The 17,371-nt window shown below is 63.1% G+C and carries 10 protein-coding genes; 4 read left to right on the top strand and 6 right to left on the bottom strand.

Features of this window, described 5'->3' with window-relative positions; all coding sequences use genetic code 11:
- From AC3E6W_RS00410 to AC3E6W_RS00395, 4 genes are all read right to left on the bottom strand, one after another.
- Entirely contained in the window at nt 1-1,194 is a 1,194-nt protein-coding gene (locus tag AC3E6W_RS00410) for a putative glycoside hydrolase (protein WP_490652047.1), read from the bottom strand.
- Nucleotides 1,181-2,899 (bottom strand): GT4 family glycosyltransferase PelF, encoded by a 1,719-nt coding sequence (gene pelF / locus AC3E6W_RS00405; protein WP_490652046.1) that lies wholly within the window; start codon nt 2,897-2,899, stop codon nt 1,181-1,183. Before pelF ends, AC3E6W_RS00410 begins: the two co-directional genes overlap by 14 nt.
- 89 nt (nt 2,900-2,988) lie before the next feature.
- Complete coding sequence (locus AC3E6W_RS00400) at nt 2,989-4,344, bottom strand: hypothetical protein (protein WP_371584706.1); 1,356 nt, start codon at nt 4,342-4,344, stop codon at nt 2,989-2,991.
- Nucleotides 4,345-4,852: 508 nt separating this feature from the next.
- Nucleotides 4,853-9,724: an NAD-glutamate dehydrogenase gene (locus AC3E6W_RS00395; RefSeq protein WP_490652395.1), complete on the bottom strand. Its 4,872-nt coding sequence runs from the start codon at nt 9,722-9,724 to the stop codon at nt 4,853-4,855.
- Nucleotides 9,725-10,063: 339 nt separating this feature from the next.
- Here AC3E6W_RS00395 and AC3E6W_RS00390 point away from each other — a divergent pair, with 339 nt between their 5' ends.
- A complete protein-coding gene (locus AC3E6W_RS00390) occupies nt 10,064-10,987 on the top strand; it encodes a shikimate dehydrogenase (protein WP_490652045.1) in 924 nt (307 codons plus the stop codon).
- A gap of 90 nt (nt 10,988-11,077) precedes the next feature.
- Here the strand turns inward: AC3E6W_RS00390 and AC3E6W_RS00385 are convergent, their stop codons facing one another.
- Nucleotides 11,078-12,370: an MFS transporter gene (locus tag AC3E6W_RS00385; RefSeq protein ID WP_490652044.1), complete on the bottom strand. Its 1,293-nt coding sequence runs from the start codon at nt 12,368-12,370 to the stop codon at nt 11,078-11,080.
- Nucleotides 12,371-12,595: 225 nt separating this feature from the next.
- Between AC3E6W_RS00385 and AC3E6W_RS00380 the strand changes: the two genes are divergently transcribed.
- Genes AC3E6W_RS00380 through AC3E6W_RS00370 form a run of 3 tightly spaced genes read left to right on the top strand, consistent with a single transcriptional unit; the run spans nt 12,596 to nt 15,806 of the window.
- Nucleotides 12,596-13,591 (top strand): glycosyltransferase family 2 protein, encoded by a 996-nt coding sequence (locus AC3E6W_RS00380; RefSeq protein ID WP_313968265.1) that lies wholly within the window; start codon nt 12,596-12,598, stop codon nt 13,589-13,591.
- Between the two features lie 31 nt (nt 13,592-13,622).
- On the top strand, nt 13,623-14,618 hold the full coding sequence (locus AC3E6W_RS00375) for a glycosyltransferase family 2 protein (RefSeq protein ID WP_490652043.1): 996 nt from the start codon (nt 13,623-13,625) through the stop codon (nt 14,616-14,618).
- Nucleotides 14,619-14,678: 60 nt separating this feature from the next.
- Complete coding sequence (locus AC3E6W_RS00370; RefSeq protein WP_490652042.1) at nt 14,679-15,806, top strand: acyltransferase; 1,128 nt, start codon at nt 14,679-14,681, stop codon at nt 15,804-15,806.
- Nucleotides 15,807-15,880: 74 nt separating this feature from the next.
- On the opposite strand, the gene AC3E6W_RS00365 is transcribed toward AC3E6W_RS00370, so the two are convergent.
- Nucleotides 15,881-17,326, bottom strand: a complete 1,446-nt coding sequence (locus AC3E6W_RS00365) for a hypothetical protein (protein ID WP_490652041.1) — start codon at nt 17,324-17,326, stop codon at nt 15,881-15,883.
- Nucleotides 17,327-17,371: the final 45 nt, after the last annotated feature.

Here is a 17,371-nt window from a genome sequence, read left to right as displayed (position 1 = left end):
TTACCGCCGGCGGTACACCACACCCTGATACGCCCGCAGCGTGAAGCTCGAGGGCACCGGGCGGTTTGCCGCATCCACCAGATTAGAGGGAACCTTCACGGTCACATCCTTCGAGCCGGTGTTCAGAGCAGCCCAGCCGCGCGTAAAGGTGCGGGTCTGAACCGTTCCCTGAACCACGATGCCGCCCGCGGCGTCCCCCAGATCAAAGGTGAGCTCGGGGGCGTGGGGAATCTCGTCGTAGGCGTCATGGTGGGTCGCACTAATGCCGGTGAAGTTTCCCCCGCCAAAGACCCAGAAGCCGGCCAGGCCGTAGAGGAAGTTCTCGTCCGTGCCGGTCAGGGGCGACTTCCGGCCGCTCAGGGGGGTGCGCAGAATCGTCACCTTCTTCTGCGTGGAGGCACCGCGCTTCAGGCCGGTGAGGTACACCCCGAGCGACACGTCGCCACCGGAACCGCGCGCAATATCGCGGCCTTGCATCACGGCGTAGGGCGAAGCCAGGTAATCGTTCGGGCCCCAGCCAAGCCACACCTCCTCGAAACCGCCGCCGTAGGCACTGTGGCGTTCCCACTTGCCCCAGCGCAGGCGCGACTCGGCAATATTGGGCACCAGAATCTTGCCGATGCCATTTAGTTCGGCGCCGGCAGAAGCCACCAGGCGGTCCAGGCCCTCACGAATCGTGGTCATAGACGGCACGCCCTGAATGGGCAGATTCAGGCCGTAGTAGTCGTTCTCCACGTCGTTATCGCCCATAACGCCGTCGAAGGGCGAGTCACGCATCTCGCGTACCACCGAATCCACCCAGTACCAGCGGTAGCCGGGGTTCCACACCTGCATCTGATAGTGCTTGGAATAGCCCTTCCACTCGATGCGGTCGCCGTTGAGGCGATGCGCAAAGAAATCCTTACCGGAATTCGCCAGCGAGACGGCCTGCGCGAAAGACAGACCCGAGGAGTAGATGGGACCCGGCTCGTAGGAGCGGGTGGAGGACAGGCACTTATAGGCCAGGACCACCATCTGCGGGGCGTGCTTCTTGAGGTAGCGGGCAGCCTCCAGCTCCCAGGGCTGCAGAATCGCCACGGAGTAATTCTTGACCGCAAAGTCGAGCTGCTGCTGGGTGATGGGTTTTCCGCCGTAGCGAACCCAGGCACCAAACTTTCCCGGGCCACCGAGTCGTTCGAACTTACTCGTCGCCATCGTACTCCGGGGAGAACTCGGGGTCGCGCGGAGGCATCTTACCCAGCTCGCGGTAGATCGTGTTGTAGCGGTCCATGACCAGTCGCAGCTGGAAGAAGCTGACGATACGGTCGTAGGCGTTCACGCAGTAGCGTTCGTAGATGCTGGGCTCCTCCATGAGGGTGCGCAGCGCCGCCGCGAAGCCGTGAATATCGCCGGGGATGGTCAAGATACCGCAGTTACCGATTTCGTGGCCGTCGGGGGCGACCAGCACATCGTCGATGAGCTGGGACATACCGCCCACGTCGGTGCTGACCAGCGGGATGGACGCAGCCATCGCCTCAAGCGCCACAATCGGCTGACCCTCATTGTAGCTGGGCATAAGCAGCAGGTCGAAGCGGTCGAGCATCGCACGCACGTTCACGGTGCCGTGGAAGGTGATGTACTCGCCCATGTTGAGCTCTTCGATGGTGCGCAGGCACAGCTCGTAGTACTCGGGCAGGTGGTCCTTGGGGCCGAGCACATCCAGGTGGAAGTTCACGAGGCCCTGGTCGCGCAGCACCGCGAGGGATCGAATCAGGTCGGTCAGGCCCTTAATGGGCACCACGCGGGCGATGAACACGAAGCGCCACACGTGGCCGCGGCCCTCGGCGAGGATGCGTGCACGGGCCGCCTGGCGGGCGTAGTAGGCTTCAGCCACGGACTCGATGAGCATGCCGTTGGGCAGGATGATCGCACGGTCCTTTTCGCCCTCGTTCATCTGGTCGATGGGCGCACCGATGCCGCGCGCCTCCTCCAGTGCCTTGGGGTACAGGTAGGTGGCCATATCGGCGCTCGGGTAGCAGAAGCGACCCATCTCCAGGAACCAGACGGACCAGGCTCGCTCGTCAAGGGTGATGGGGCCCAGGCCCGGGTGCTCACGCTCCTCAGCGAGGAAAGCGTAGTCGGTGGTAATCGGCTTCGCCATGTTGCGCTCGAGCTTGGTGTTGATGGTGTCGCGAATGTACAGGTTGTGCTCGGTCAGCAGGAAGCTGGTGCCGTGGTCACGGGCCGCAGCGGCGGCGATGAGAGCCGCGTAGCCGGTGGTGTGGGCGTGGTACACGCGGGCATGGGGCATCCGCTCGTGCAGCAGCGCGAAGAGGATGGAAACGAAGTCGCGCACCTTCCAGAAGAGCTCGCCGAAGGGAACCTCGCTGAAGAACCCGAGGTTGGCGATAACCTGCATGAACTCGCGGGTACCGAAGAGCCCAAAGAGGTTGTAGGTGCGGGTGGCGGGGTTGATGCCCTCGTCGTAGAGCTTCCAGAGGGGGTTGACGTCGCCGGCGATGAGCGCGTTGAAGCCCCGGATGAGTCGATCAGCCAGCTCTCGACGCTGCGGCATCTTCATGTGCAGGCTGTCGGGATCGCACTCGGCGGCGAAGGCGGCACGGTTGACGTCGAGGCTCAGGTAGATCACCTTAACCCACTTGACGTTCTTGGGCATGCCGTAGAGATCCTCGTGCGGCGAGTTCTTATCCCACGCGATGTGGATAATGCCGAAGGAGAGGTCGGGGTTCTCAGAGACGATATCGTGCACCACCGCGGAGACGCCACCCTTGAGGTAGGGGTAGGTGGACTCCATGATGATGGCGACATCGACATCCGGGTACTCGGGATCGGTGTAGTGCTCTCCGGGATCCGGAAGCTGCAGGGGAGCATAGTGGTTTCGATACATCTGTTCAGTCATTGGTTGTGTCTTTCACGGGCCGTGCTACGTGGTGTGTTCTTGGCCGGGCCCGCAGAACGATGTCTGCGGACCCGGCGTGCGGGCAGGCGTTACCAGGCGAGTGCGCGGCGCCAGAAGAGAGAGTATTCGGGTGATTGCCAAGCCTGACGGTACACCCGGTAGCAGGCGTACGCAAGGACTGCCTCGCCCACGATGATGGGCAGGTATCCGGTCTCGTTCGGCAGGATTGCGAAGCAGATCATGAGCAGCATGAGGTGCGCCGCGGAGAGCACCTGCACGGTCTTGAACATGGTCATGTACTCAATCTGGTAGATGAGCAGGGCGACGGCCACGAAGAGGAACGCGACGACCAGACCCATCAGCGCCAGCGGGAAGGAATCCGGCATGAAGATAAACATCAGGATGCCGGTAATGATGCCGCTACCGATGTAGACGAGTAGCGAGTTGCGAATCGAACGGTCGGAGGCACGGGTGGCCTTATGAGCCTCTTCGCGAACGCGGTTGTAGGGCAGGCGCTCGAACACGGTCCACAGGTACTGAATTGCGTCGTTGACGCGATCGGCCTCTACCACGAAGAAGTAGTTGTAAGCGATCACGGCGGGAATCAGGCTCATGTAAATGGCCACGACGTTAATCTCACCGGAGGTGGCCAGGAAGAGCATGTACTTATCGGCCCAGATGATGGAGCCGGTCAGGAAGCCACGCAGAGCATCCTTTGCGACGTCCTTGAGCGGAATATGCGCAAAGCGGAAGAGGTGCACAAAGTTCTTACCCAGGCCAATCAGCAGGATAAGCGAGCCAACGAGCGGTGGCAGGAACCAGATGATGGGGAAGAAGTACAGGGCCAGGGTGTAGCCGAGCCAGGCGATGAACCAGATAACGCGGTTCTTCGCGAGGTTGGGGATGACCAGCAGCTGCGCGAAGGCAATGTTGAGCACGCCGAGTACGAAGAAGGCACCGACGGCAGTCGCGTTCCACTTCAGTACGAGGGCAACCGGAATTGCGAAAAGCAACACCAGCGGCATGGTCACGAAGAAGAGGTAAATCCAGTTGCGGCTGAACGCGGCCAGGTCGGTAATGTCCTGGAACTGGGGTTCGTTCAGACGCTCGCGGGTAGCCTTCGCCTCGGCACGCTTGAGCTGATTCTCGAGCGTCTCAGCCTGGATGCGCAGGGTTTCGCGGGCATCCGCAATCTTCTTATGCTCCATCTGAATGGCTCGATAGAGCGGCAGACAGGCGGCCTGGCTAAGCCAGGGCACGGTGATGGATGCAGCCAGAATCACCTGAATCAGGGGCACGCCACCCAAGTTGTACCTGTTGATGGTGGGCGTGACGATGGGGAAGACAGTGGTCAGCAGCGCGACCGGGGAAACGTATAGCAGAAAGTTAATGAGGAGGCGCCACGCGCTAGCGCGCTGTTCCTCGCTACCGTGGTTGGTGGACAACGTTGAAGACTTTCAGTCGAAATAGAGAGTATGCGGGCCCGGCCCGCAAACGGGCCGGAGATTAACGTTGAGTGAGTGATGGTGTCGTGCGTTATGTCGTACAGAGATGGCACCCCTCGCGGCGGCCAGGTGGGCCATCGGATTCGTACCGTCAATGCATGCCGGATCAGCCTCATCCACCCGAGGGGGTTATTTGGCCGGGCAAGCATCCAAGACATCGCGTGTGGAGCCCCTCCCCTACGCCTAATTTAGCGCGAGGCTTGCGCACGCAACGATGCCGCCGTCATCAATATACTGTACGCGTCAAGCAAAATGTTGAACTTTTATTCAACCCTAACTTGAATTTTAGGCGATTTGGAACACATTTTGCTCTCATGTTCATATGCCGTTAGGTGCATATGCAAGGCATCCCGGCCCCTCCAGCAGGAGGAAGCCGGGATGCTCAATGTACGGTTACCGTACCGCATTCACCGCTGTGCGACGGTGCGGCGCGGCTACCGCCTCGCGTTTAGGATGCGCTAGCGAGGGTGCGCAGGGCCACGGAGACCACAGCCAGTCGCGGGTGACCGGTTGCATCCGGAGCTGCCTCAGCAATCTCGTCGAGGATGCGGTCGATGTTACCCACGCGGGTCGGGTGCTCCTCAATCCAGCTGGCCAGAGCCTGCTGTGCACCATCCACGGTGGAGAAGTCGCCCTTCGCGCCCTCAGCCACGGACAGTGCCAGCTCTGCGGCGGTCTCGTAGAGGCCACCGCGCATTGCCTGGCGTGCCAGAATCTCCCAGCGGTCGCTACGGGGCAGCTCGGTGATGAGGCCGAGCAGCTCGTCCACCTTGAAGCGGTCGTAGGTGGCGAAGTAGACCGGTGCCAGCGAGGTTGCCTCGAAGTCGTGGTCGGCGGCCGAACGAATCACGTCCAGCAGGGCGTAGCCCTCGAAGCCGCGGATCCAGATGACAATGAGCTCCTCGGGCAGGCCCCATGCCTCGCCTGCGTCGCGCTTTGCACGGACGCGAGCGCGAGAGATGCCGGAGAGGTACTCGGGCAGGTTGCGACGCATCTCGACGACGGAACCGAAGTTCTCGAGCAGCTCGGAGATGGTTGCGCCGGCAACCACGCCACGCTCGGTGATGAACCAACGGACCGCACGATCCAGAACGCGCTGGTTGTCGCGCAGCACGGTGAACCATGCGTCCAGCGGGGTCTTCGGGGACAGCTCGCTGTGCAGCTTAGCGGCGGTGCCGAGCTCGAAGAGCTCGCGGGCCACAATGAAGGCGCGGGCGACGGAGTCGATACCGACGTTGAACTCCTCCATGATGCGGTACGCGAAGGTGATGCCACCAATGTTGACCAGCTCGTTGGCCACGCGGGTGCAGATGATTTCCTTACGCAGCGGGTGCGAGTCCAGGTGCTGACCGAAGCGCTCGACGAGTGCTGCCGGGAAGTAGCTGCGCAGCACGCCCTCCAGGTAGGGGTCGTCCGCGAAGTCGGTCTGCTCCAGGGCGTGGGTGAGGTAAATCTTCACGTACGCAGCCAGGACAGCCAGCTCGGGGCGGGTCAGGCGGTCACCGGTGGTCTCCAGGCGCTCGTCCAGCTCCTCGTCGGTGGGCAGGAACTCGACGGCGCGGTTCAGGCCGGCGTGCTCCTCCAGGTCGTGCATGAGGCGCTTGTACAGGTTGGTGCCCAGGAAGGAACCGTGGAACTCGCCCTGCAGCAGTACGTTCTGGTTGACGTTGGTCTCGAGGACCTTGCCGCCAACCTCGTCCTGCAGGGACTCGATGAAGGAGGCGCGCTCCTCGCTGGAGAGCTCACCGCGAGCCACGAGGCGGTCCACCAGGATCTTGATGTTGACCTCGCGGTCACTGGTCTCCACGCCCGCAGAGTTGTCGATAGCGTCGGTGTTGAGGATGACACCGTTACGTGCGGCCTCGATGCGGCCCAGCTGGGTGAAGCCGAGGTTACCGCCCTCGCCCACGATCTTGGCGCGCAGATCCTTGCCGTTGACGCGCAGGGCGTCGTTAGCCTTATCGCCAACCTGTGCGTTGGTCTCGGTGGAGGCCTTCACGTAGGTACCGATACCGCCGTTGTAAATCAGGTCGACCGGTGCCTTGAGGATGGCGGAAATCAGCTCGGTCGGTGCGAGCTCGGTGACGGACTCGTCCAGGTCCAGAACCTCGCGCACCTCGGGGGTGATTTCGATGGACTTCAGGCCGCGGGAGTACACGCCACCACCGGCGGAAATCAGCTCGCGGTTGTAGTCCTGCCAGGAGGAACGGGGCAGGTTGTACAGGCGCTGACGCTCCTCGAAGGAGACGGCTGCGTCCGGGTTCGGGTCCAGGAAGATGTCGCGGTGGTCGAACGCTGCGACCAGGCGGGTTGCCTTGGAACGGAGCAGACCGTTACCGAACACGTCACCGGACATGTCGCCGATACCGACGGCGGTGAACTCTTCGGTCTGAGCGTCGTGGCCGAGCTCGGCGAAGTGACGCTTGACGGACTCCCAGGCACCGCGTGCGGTGATGCCCATTGCCTTGTGGTCGTAACCGACGGAGCCGCCGGATGCGAAGGCGTCGCCCAGCCAGAAGCCGCGCTCGAGGCTGATAGCGTTCGCGGTGTCGGAGAATGCGGCGGTACCCTTGTCCGCTGCGACCACCAGGTAGTAGTCGTTCTCGTCGCGTGCGATGACGCCCTCGGGGCGAACGACAGTCTCGGAGCCGTCGGTGCCAACCTCAAGGTTATCGGTGACATCCAGCAGGGAGCGGATGAAGACCTTGTAGGACTCGCGGCCCTCGGTGATCCAGGCGTCGCGATCCACAGCGGGGTCGGGCAGCTGCTTGGGGTAGAAACCGCCCTTTGCGCCGGTGGGGATGATGACAGCGTTCTTCACCATCTGAGCCTTGACCAGGCCCAGAACCTCGGTGCGGAAGTCGTCGCGGCGGTCGGACCAGCGCAGGCCGCCTCGTGCGACGTCGCCGAAGCGCAGGTGGACACCCTCGACGCGCGGGGAGTATACGAAAATCTCGAACTTGGGGCGCGGCAGGGGTGCGAAGTCAATCTGCTGCGGTGCAACCTTGATGGCGAATGCCTCGCGGCCCAGGTAGGCGTTGGTGCGCAGGATGGCGCGAATAACCTTGCTCAGGGAGCGCAGGTAGCGGTCGGCGTCCAGGGTGGGAATCTTGTTCAGTTCCTCAACCAGGGCCACCTCAATCTCTTCGCGGCGTGCGTTGCGCTGCTCGTCGTTCAGGCCGTTGTTCGGGTCGAAGCTGACGTTGAAGAACTCCACCAGGTGCTTGGTGATGCCGGGGTTGGCGAGCAGGGTGTTCGACATGAACGAGGGGGTGTAGCCCAGGCCCAGCTGAATCAGGTAGTGGTTCAGGGCGCGGAACAGGCGTACATCCTGCCAGGTGAGGCCCTCGGAGAGAATCAGGCGGTCCAGAGTATCGGACTCGCGCTCACCGAGCAGGTAGGCGTTCAGGGCGTCCTCGTAGAGGGATGCGACGGCGTTGGGGTCCACGCCCTCGGGGAACTCGGCCCCGAAGTCGTAGAGGTAGCCGTACTCTTCGCCGTCCTCAGGCTTGAACTCGTAGGGCTTCTGATCCACAACGACCAGGCCCATGTTCTGCATCACCGGCAGGAGCTCGGTGAGAGTGTGAGGTGCGGACAGGTAGGTCTTCAGTCGGGTAGTGTTGGCTTCGCCGGCTTCAACCTTGATTGCGGCGGGCTTCTTGCCCGAGAGAGATTCAAGAATCACGATATCCTCGATTGCTTGTTCTACTGTGTAATCGGCTCGGTAAGCTGCGCTGCTTGCGTCGGCCCAGGCTGACGCGAGTCGGCGGCCTTCCGCACCGGGTTTCCATGCCTCAATGGCAGCTGCGGTGGATTCCACCCAGGAGCGAGTGACCTGCTGCATCTGCTTTTCGAGAGCTTGATGATCCGTGGTCGGCACATCGTTGGGGTTGGTGAGCCGAATACGGAAGAATAGGCGGGCCAGCGACGAGGAGGACAGGTACACCTCGTAGTCGATGGCACTCAAATCAAATTCCTGTCGGAACACCCGCTCGATGCGGTACCGCACGTCAGTGTTGTAGTGATCGCGGGGCAGATACACCACGGCGGTAATGAACCGATTAAATCGATCCGCGCGCAGGAAGAGACGGGTCTTGCGGCGCTCCTCCAGGCCCATGATGCCGCTGAACGTCTCGGTCAGCTCGTTGACCGAGGCCTGCAGCAGCTCCAAGCGCGGGTAATCTTCCAGCGCCCCGAGCAGGGCCTTATCCGAGTAGGAACCGGGGTGGTAACCCAGGCGGCGGCGCACCATGGCGATTCGCTCACGCACCAGGGGAGTCTCGATGGCGGGTAGCGAGTAGGCCTGCCGGGTAAACAGGCCCAGAATCACGTACTCACCGATGACGCGGCCGCTCATATCGAAGCGGCGCACACCAATGTAGTCCAGGTAGTCGTTGCGGGCCACCGTGGAACGGGAGTTAGCCTTCGTGATGTACACGGGGCGGGGGAAGAGAGCTCGGTCCAGGGTGTCGCCGGAAAGCGGGATGCGGCTCTTGCCCTCGGTCGAACGCAGGATGCCGAGCGCCGAACCGGGGCGGTCCACCAGGGCGATAGCGCCGGAGGTGCCGTCAAGCACGCGCTCCTTAACGCCCATGAACACGAAGTTGCCTCGGGTGAGCCAGCGCAGGAAGTCCTGTGCCACCTCCACGCGGGAGGCGGGCTCCACACCGCGCGGGTTGGCGGCGTAGGATTCCTCGCCGTGGCCGAGAGTGGCGCCGCGCAGCTCGTACATGGCCTGGGAGATATCAAAGACCGTGGTGACCATGCCCTCCAGGTCGGTGTAGCAGGCGCGCACATCGGCGAGCATGCGACGCACATCGTGCTCCAGCAGGCGCAGGTCGTCTTCGTTCAGGTAGCGGGTCAGGCGAATCGCAATCCAGGATTCAATGGTGACCGTGGACCCCTCGGGAGCGCCCTCGGAAAGCTGCAGGGAGGGCATACCAACGGCGGCGGTGTCGCCGCTGGCCAGGTTGGCTCGGGTGCCGGTGCCGCGCAGGCTGATGAGCTTGCCATCCGTATTGCGTTCGGCAAGGAAGATGGGGTGGAAAATCGCGAGGAATCCGCCGAAATGCGCCGAAAGATAGGCGGTCAGGGAGCTTACGATATGGGGCATGTCGTCCGTGGCGACGTACAGCGTGGTGTTGTAGTCATCATTGCGCGCGGCAACGACGGGCGTCTTGGGGGCGCGGATTTCAGCTAGCGCACGATGGGTGCGAGCCAAATCCTCTAATTCTGCCGAGGTGAATTCTTCACGCTCATCGTCAGGACTGTTCAGAAAATACTGCTCGATCCATGCATCGGCGCCAGCGAAGCGTGCCATAGCCTTGTCAGTCGTTGACAATCTATCCTCCGAAGGTAGGTATCACTTCACTGTGACGGTGTCTGTGCAACTCCACGCGGGTCGCGCGGACGGCACCACCCAAATGGGTTATATCCAGCTTATACCCTTACGGTGAAGATGTCAGATATATTCGCCATATTCGCTCGACGGGCCCAAAATCTTATCGAAAAATACTCGCTCCGCACCTCTGCCCCCTCGCCCGACGGCTCGACGGGGCGGCTCGACGGGGTTACCCGTTGAATTTGTTCGGCGGGGTTACCCGTGAAATTGTCCGGCCCCCGGTTCCCCTCCCCCGGCGCCGACTCGTAGAGTGAAACCATGAGTTTGCGTACTGAATCTTTCCTGGTGGGCCTCATCGGCGATGGCATCACCTCTTCCCTCACCCCGCCCATGCACGAGGCCGAGGCCGACGCGCACGAGGTGCGCTACCTGTACCGCCCCGTCGACCTGGACGCTCTGAACCTGGACGGCGCATCCGCACCGGCGCTTCTGGATGCGGCAGCACTGCTCGGCTTTAACGCTTTCAACATCACGCACCCGTGCAAGCAGTCCGTCATGGAGCACCTGCACGAACTTTCGGATGCGGCGCGCGCCCTGGGCGCGGTCAATTGCGTGGTGATTCGCGAGGACGGTACGTTCTACGGGGACAACACGGACTATTCGGGATTCATTGCGGGGCTGAAGCGCGGCCTGCCGCAGGTGGCGGAGGATCCGGCGTGCCTGGAGCACGTGGTGCAGCTGGGTGCCGGCGGTGCCGGTAGCGCCACGGCGTACGCTCTGTGCCGCCTGGGGGTGCGCCGCCTGAGCCTCTTCGAGCGTGACGCGGCGAAGGCTCAGGGGCTGGCGGAGCAGCTGGGCGGGCTCTTCCCGCAGACTCGGATCGAGGTGCTGATCGACGATACGCGCCTCATTGAGGTTCTACTGGAGGCTCAGGGTTTGGTGAACGCAACCCCGGTGGGCATGCACGTGCATCCGGGCATGCCGCTGAGCGAGTCGGCACTGGACGCCGGGGTGTTGCATGAGGGCCTGTGGGTCGCGGACGTCATCTACCTGCCGCAAGAGACGCAGCTGGTGTGCGCGGCGCGTGCCGCCGGGTGCGAGGTGCTGACGGGCGGCTACATGGCGGTGGGTCAGGCGGTGGATGCGTTCCGCCTCTTCACCGGACTGGAACCGAACGCCGAGCGTATGGCGGCGCATTTTGAGGCGCTAATTGCGGCCCAGCAGGGAGTAACTAACGCCTGAAACGCCAGAGCATAGAATACGGGTGGGGCTGGATAGCTAACTATCCAACCCCACCCGTATTTATTCTATATTCGGAATATATTCTGTGAGCTATGCATCCAGCTCGGCCAGGGACTTCTTGTAACCCTCGCGAGCGGTCAGCGCACCCAGCGCCACGAGCACGCACATGGCGACCGTGAACGCGGCGGGCAGCACCGCGTTATGCAGGTCGGCGCCGGCGAGGCTCGTCGCCACGGCGGGGGCAACGCCTCCAGAAATTGCGAAGCCAATCTGGGTGCCAAGCGCCAGGCCGGTCACGCGCACGCGGGTCGGGAACATCTCCGCGTAGAAGGCGGGCCACACGCCGTTCGCCATGGAGTAGAGCGCGCCGTGCATGAGCACGCCGTAGACAAAGATGCCCACCCAGTTACCCTCGGTAATCGCGCCGAGGTACGGGAACATCACCAGGGAAGAGGCCACCGCGCCGGTAATGAACACGGGCTTGCGGCCAATCCTATCGGCCAGCATGGCGGCGAGCGGAATCGCAACCAGGCCGAGAGTATTCGAGGCGACCGGCACCAGCAGCATGGTGCTTCGGTCAAGGCCGTAACCCTTGGTGGCGAAGGACAGTGCGAAAGTCGTGAAGACCATGTTCACAGTGTTGACCATGGCGCACACGGCAATGGTGAGCACGGCGCGCTTGTGGTGCTTAAAGACCAGCACGAGCGGGGACTCGGTGAGCTTCTCGCGCTGCAGGTAGGTGGGCGGCTCGGAGAGAGTGCGGCGAATCAGCCACGCGGTCACCACCACGAAGGCGGAGAGCCAGAAGGGCACGCGCCAGCCCCAGGTGAGCAGGTGCTCATCCGGCAGGGCCGCGAAGGGGATGAACACGGCGGTCGCCAGCAGAGATCCGAACTGGGTGCCCTGCAGGGTCCAGCTGGTGGTGAAGGCGCGCTGGTGCTCGTGGGCGTGCTCCAAAGAAATGGAGATGGAGCTTGCCTGCTCGCCGGCGGCGGAAAGGCCCTGAAGCATACGGCAGGCCACCAGTAGGATGGGTGCAAGAATACCCGCCTGGCTATAGGTCGGTAGGCAACCGATGGCAAAGGTCGCGCTACCCATCAGGAAGAGCGTGAGCATCAGGACGAATCGGCGGCCGTAACGGTCACCGAGGGGGCCGACGATCATAGCGCCGAAGGGACGCACGACGTAGGCGACACCCACAACGACCATGGACTTGAGAATGCCGATGGCGGCGGTGTCCTCGGAGAAAAAGATGCGGTTGAGCACGATTGCGGCGGCGGTGCCGTAGACGGCGAAGTCGTAGTATTCGAGGGCGGAGCCTATCCAGCTGGCGAGGGCAGCTCGTCGTGGTGATCGGGCGGGCGCGTCGGTGCGTCGGCTCATGCGCGGCTCCTTCGGTGGTACACCTGGCGGGTGGTGCGGGGTGGGCAACCCCTCGGTCATTAATGTGCCCTTCCAGTGTAGGAAGCACCCCATGCGTTTTCCATAGGGTTACCTAAGTTCCCAGAGTATGAAGAGAGTGTGAAGCTGGAATAGGGGTCAGATGCTCCTAGCCCCCGTATGATGTATCTATATGTAATTCCGTCATCAATGCTCCAAAGGGGTACCATGTCATCACCGCGCACACCGCGCACCAGCATCATCATGCCGGTCTACAACACGGCTGATAGCGTCGTCGTCGCAATTGAATCCGTTCTGGCGCAGACCGACCCCGACTTTGAGCTGCTGGTGGTGATTGACGGCTCCCCGGATCGCTCCTCCCGGGTAATTCGCGAGTTCCTGGAGGGCAACCCCGATCCCCGCATCCGCCTGTTCGACAACGAACGGAACGCCGGCGTTTCCGCGGCACGTAACCAGGGCCTGGATGAGGCTCGCGGCGAGTGGATTGCCTTCATCGACTCCGACGACACGTACCGTCCCGAGTTCCTGGAACGCCTGCACGCCGCGGCGGCGCGAACCGGCGCGGACGTGGCAACCTGCGGTCACACCATCCACCGGGCGGATGGCTCCACCCTGGACCGCCCGCAGAACTCCCCCGGCACCTACACGGGCCGCGATATTGCGATTAACTACCTGCAGGACCGTTTCACGGGTTTCACGCCCGATAAGATTTTCCGTGCCTCGCTCTTCTCGTCGGTGCGTTTCGCGACCGACATTCACCGCGCGGAGGACGCCCTCGCCGTCTTCCAGTGCCTCATGCAGGCCAAGACTCTCGAGGTGATTCCGGATTGCCTCTACGTGTACTACATGGGTGCCGAAGGCCTGACCTGGGGTCGCGTTACCCCGGTGGAGGAAAGTATTCGCCACACCCGCTACATGCGCCAGGCCGGTGCCGAGCTGCTCTCCACGAAGGAAGGACGCCGCGCCCTCAACACCTCCTCGGCCGTCACCTACCTCAACAACGCCCAGCAGGCGCTCATGAGCGATAGCGCCGACTCCGCCGCGGTGATTCGTGAATGTCGCCGCCAGATTAGGTGGGAATGGGTCGGCCAGGCCCTGCTTTCGAGCCCCGTGATGGGTGCGGCGAGCCTGCTGCTGAAGCTCTCCCCGGCCCTGTACCGCACCCTGTACGGCGTGTACGTTCGACGCGCCTACGGCATGTAAGTCCTCCGTACTCCCTCAAGGTTTTATGCATATGTCTTCCACCCCTCGCACGAGCATCATCATGCCGGTCTACAACACCGCCTCCACCGTGGTCGCGGCGATTGAGTCGGTGCTGGCGCAGACCGACCCCGACTTTGAGCTGCTGGTCATGGTTGACGGCTCCCCGGACGATTCGGCGCAGCTGATCGCGGACTACCTACAGCGGAACGCGGACGAACGCGTGCGCGTGTTCAACAACCCCGAGAACCGGGGCCCCTCCGCGGTGCGCAATCAGGGCCTGGATGCGGCGCGCGGCGCATGGGTGGCGTTCCTCGACTCCGACGACACGCTCTACCCCACCTTCCTGGAACGGCTGCACCACCACGCGGAGCGCACGGGCGCGCAGGTGGTCAATTGCGCTCACACCATGGTGGCAACCGACGGCACGACCACGCAGCGCCTGAAGGGTGCCCCCGGCACCCTGACCGGGCAGCAGGCGGCCTTCGCTCTACTCAAGGACGAGCTGTCCCCCTACCCGTGGGATAAGCTCATTGAGCGTTCCCTGCTGGAAGGCGTCTACTTCCCGGAGGATATTCGCCGCGCCGAGGATGAGTGCGTCATCCTGGACTGCTATCTGCGAGCGCAGAGCGTGACCGTCATCGACGAGCCGCTCTACGCCTACGCGGTGAACGCGGGAAGCCTGACCTGGAGCCGCATCACTCCCCTGGCCGAGACCCGCCGCCTGCTCGACTACTTCGCGAAATCCCTGCAACGCACGAGCACGTACCACCTGCCCGAAGGTCAGGAGGCGCTGACCGTCGCCCGGGTTCTTGCGTACCTGAATAACGCCCAGCAGGCGCTCATCGTGGGCGGTGAGGATGCTCCGGCAACCCTCGCCGGGTGCCGTCGCGGTTTCTCGGTGCGCGATGCGCTACTCGTCCTCCGCCGACGCCCGGTCTTCGGTGCCGCCGGCCTGCTCCTGAAGACCAGCACGGCCCTGTACCGGGTTCTCTACGGCGTGTACGTCAAACGGGTCTACAGCATTTAGGTTTCACGCCCCGACTCCGGGGTTCTCTCTCATCACACTCACCCAGATTGGAGCAAATCTATGTCCTCTCTGCCTGCATCGGCGCAGGTGGCGTCCTCTCCCTCCGAGGATTCCCAGCCCGGCGGCCGACCGGCTTGCGGGTCCGCCGCGCACCGCCCCAAGCCCGGGCGAAAGGTGTACCTGGACTGCATTAACGTCCTCGCCATCATCGGCGTCGTCGCCCTGCACAACCGGTTCAACTACCGGGTGGATTACGATTCGCCGGGCTGGGTTCTCGAGAATATCCTCTCGGGTACCGCGGTTGCCGCCGTCCCCCTCTTTTTCATGGCCTCCGGCATCACCCTCCTCAACTTCACCGAGCGGGAGAGCGTCGGCACCTTTTACAAGAAGCGCTTCACGAAAATCCTGGTTCCCCTGCTGATTTGGGGGCAGATTTACCTCTTCGCGCGTAGCTGGTTCACCCATACTCCCCTGCCAAAGGGTGAGGAGATTCTGGCCGTGCTGTTGGCGCCGAGCACCGTGGGCGTGACCCTCTGGTACCTGGAGGCGCTCATCGGCGTGTACCTGGTGCTCCCCATCTTCTCCTACGCCCTGCGTGGTGCTGGCGAGAAGAAGGTGCGCCTGGCGTGGCTCATGGCCGTGCTGGGGCTTTTCATGCCCATCGCGACCACCACGGTGCATAAGATTAACCCGCACATTATGTCTGAGTTCACCGCCCCCATCGTGGGGTACGTGGGCTTCTGCTTCCTGGGTTATGCGCTGGCGAATACGAGCTTTAGCCTGCCGTGGCGCCTCGTCATCTACGTGCTGGGTGTTGCCGGTTCCCTGACGCACATCCTGTACGGCCCCTACCTGACCCTGAACCACCACGGCCTTGAGAGTCTGGCGATGTCGTATCTGTCCATCCCGACGATCTTCTGGGCCTCGGCGGTCTTCGTGTTCTTCAAGTCTCTACCACTGAATCGTCTGCCGCAGGCGGCTCAGACGGGTCTGCGTAAGCTGTCGGCGCTGACCTTCGGCGTGTACCTGATTCACCTGCTGATTATTCAGGGCCTCGCAGCCTACGGCTGGCCGCTGGTGGATTACCGGCTGGAGGCTCCCTACGCTCTGATGGTGTGGGCTTCCTCGCTGATTCTGGTGTGGTTGCTGCGGTGGATTCCGCCGGTCCGCAAGTGGCTGGTGCCCTAGCCGGCTATCCACTCCGCAACGAAAACGGGAGGGGCACGTACATGACGTACGTGCCCCTCCCATAAGTTTTAAAGCTACTCGGCGCGAGTTTCCTCCACGCGGGAGGCCATGGACACACCCACCATGTGCACCACGAAACCGCAGACCGGGCCGACCGCCAAAGCCACCACGGCGCGCGGCACCAGCGGTGCGGGCAGCAGGAACGCCAGGCCCAGGGTTACCACCGCGGCAACCACCCAACCGGCAAGGTAGATGCGGTGCTGGTTCACCGCGAGCGCCATATTGCCCGAGAGGGTCATGAGCGCCAGCAGCGCGGAGGCAAACACCAGCGCACCCAGGGAGAGGCCGGAGGCGGCCGCCTCGTACGCGGACTCGGTTCCTGCGGCAGGCGGGTAAATCAGGCGGAAGAGCAGCGGACCCACCAGATAGGCCGCCAACGCGCCCACAGCACCCACCGCCACCACCGCGGCGGCGGGCTTAATGAACGCCGCCACTGGGCGGTGACGCTGCTTCAAGAAGGCAGAAACCGCCACGCCCTGGAAGGCCTGCAGGGGAATCATAATCGGCGAACGGGTAATGGAAATCGCCAGAATCAGGGTGCCCAGCACGACCGGTTCGCTCTCCGCGGCGCCGCTGGCCTTCAGTACGTTCGGGAAGCCCATCATCAGCATCGCTGCGGCGGCAGAGGACAGGAACGACCAAAGGATATTGACCGTCAAACGGCCCGCGGGCACATCCGCGCGGGCAACCCACAGGCGGCGGCCCGAGAACGTCACGAGCGCCAGGATGAGCCACAGACCCATCGGAATGACCGTTGCCACCTCAAGGCCCGCCAGGGAAGGAATAAGCAGGGCCACCGCAAGCATGAAGAGGAGGCGCCCGGCAGATTCCAGGCCACCGACCGTCGCGAAAAGGTACCAGCGGTCCTCACCGGCGGCCACACCGCTGATGGTCGCCTGCAGGGCGTAGAGGAACACGCCCACGGCCATGACGGTCACGCCCACCGCCGCCGAATGTGGAATCTGCTGACCCGCCCACAGCGGAGAACTCACCAGAACCAGCGCACCGGCGACAGCGCCGAGCGCGGCCGCAACCGTCACCACGCGGGCACCCTGCGGTGCGGGCGTCCCGTCGGATGCGGGGTGGGCGGATGCTACCCCGTCAGCTGCAGCGTAAGTGCGCGCCGTACCCACCGCGCGGGTAATCTCCGGCTGAAGGCCAGTAATAATACCCGTCACCGTGAAAAGCGCCGACCAGAAGAGCAGGAACTCCGTCAGCTCCGACCCGGTCAGGGCGCGCTGAGCAATCATGGTCACGACCAGCGTGGACGCTGCCGCCAGCACCGACGATCCCAGCAGCGCCAGGGACTGGTAGCGGTTGACCGTGCCCGAAGGCTGGGCTTCCGCAGTGTCCTGGGTTTCCGCAGTGTCCCGGGTATCCGCGGGTTCTTGAGGCAGAATCTCTCGAGAGTTCCGCTCCCGTGCCTCGCCTGCATCAGGATTCTGTACCGGCTCGCTCACCGCGTCCTCCTCGCTCCTAGCTGTCACTCAACCAATCATTCCATA

This window comes from Rothia sp. SCPM-O-B-18226 (M350) (genome assembly GCF_058213595.1).
The sequence above is the reverse complement of the archived record's forward strand: the minus strand, read 5'-3'. Positions and strand labels throughout refer to the sequence as shown.

What these genes read in the sequence shown, in the direction of transcription:
- AC3E6W_RS00370 (WP_490652042.1), top strand. Translation starts at nt 14,679, where the DNA reads ATGTCCTCTCTGCCTGCATCGGCGCAGGTGGCGTCCTCTCCCTCCGAG.
- AC3E6W_RS00375 (WP_490652043.1), top strand. Translation starts at nt 13,623, where the DNA reads ATGTCTTCCACCCCTCGCACGAGCATCATCATGCCGGTCTACAACACC.
- AC3E6W_RS00410 (WP_490652047.1), bottom strand. Translation starts at nt 1,194, where the DNA reads ATGGCGACGAGTAAGTTCGAACGACTCGGTGGCCCGGGAAAGTTTGGT.
- pelF (WP_490652046.1), bottom strand. Translation starts at nt 2,899, where the DNA reads ATGACTGAACAGATGTATCGAAACCACTATGCTCCCCTGCAGCTTCCG.
- AC3E6W_RS00390 (WP_490652045.1), top strand. Translation starts at nt 10,064, where the DNA reads ATGAGTTTGCGTACTGAATCTTTCCTGGTGGGCCTCATCGGCGATGGC.
- AC3E6W_RS00380 (WP_313968265.1), top strand. Translation starts at nt 12,596, where the DNA reads ATGTCATCACCGCGCACACCGCGCACCAGCATCATCATGCCGGTCTAC.
- AC3E6W_RS00395 (WP_490652395.1), bottom strand. Translation starts at nt 9,724, where the DNA reads ATGGCACGCTTCGCTGGCGCCGATGCATGGATCGAGCAGTATTTTCTG.
- AC3E6W_RS00385 (WP_490652044.1), bottom strand. Translation starts at nt 12,370, where the DNA reads ATGAGCCGACGCACCGACGCGCCCGCCCGATCACCACGACGAGCTGCC.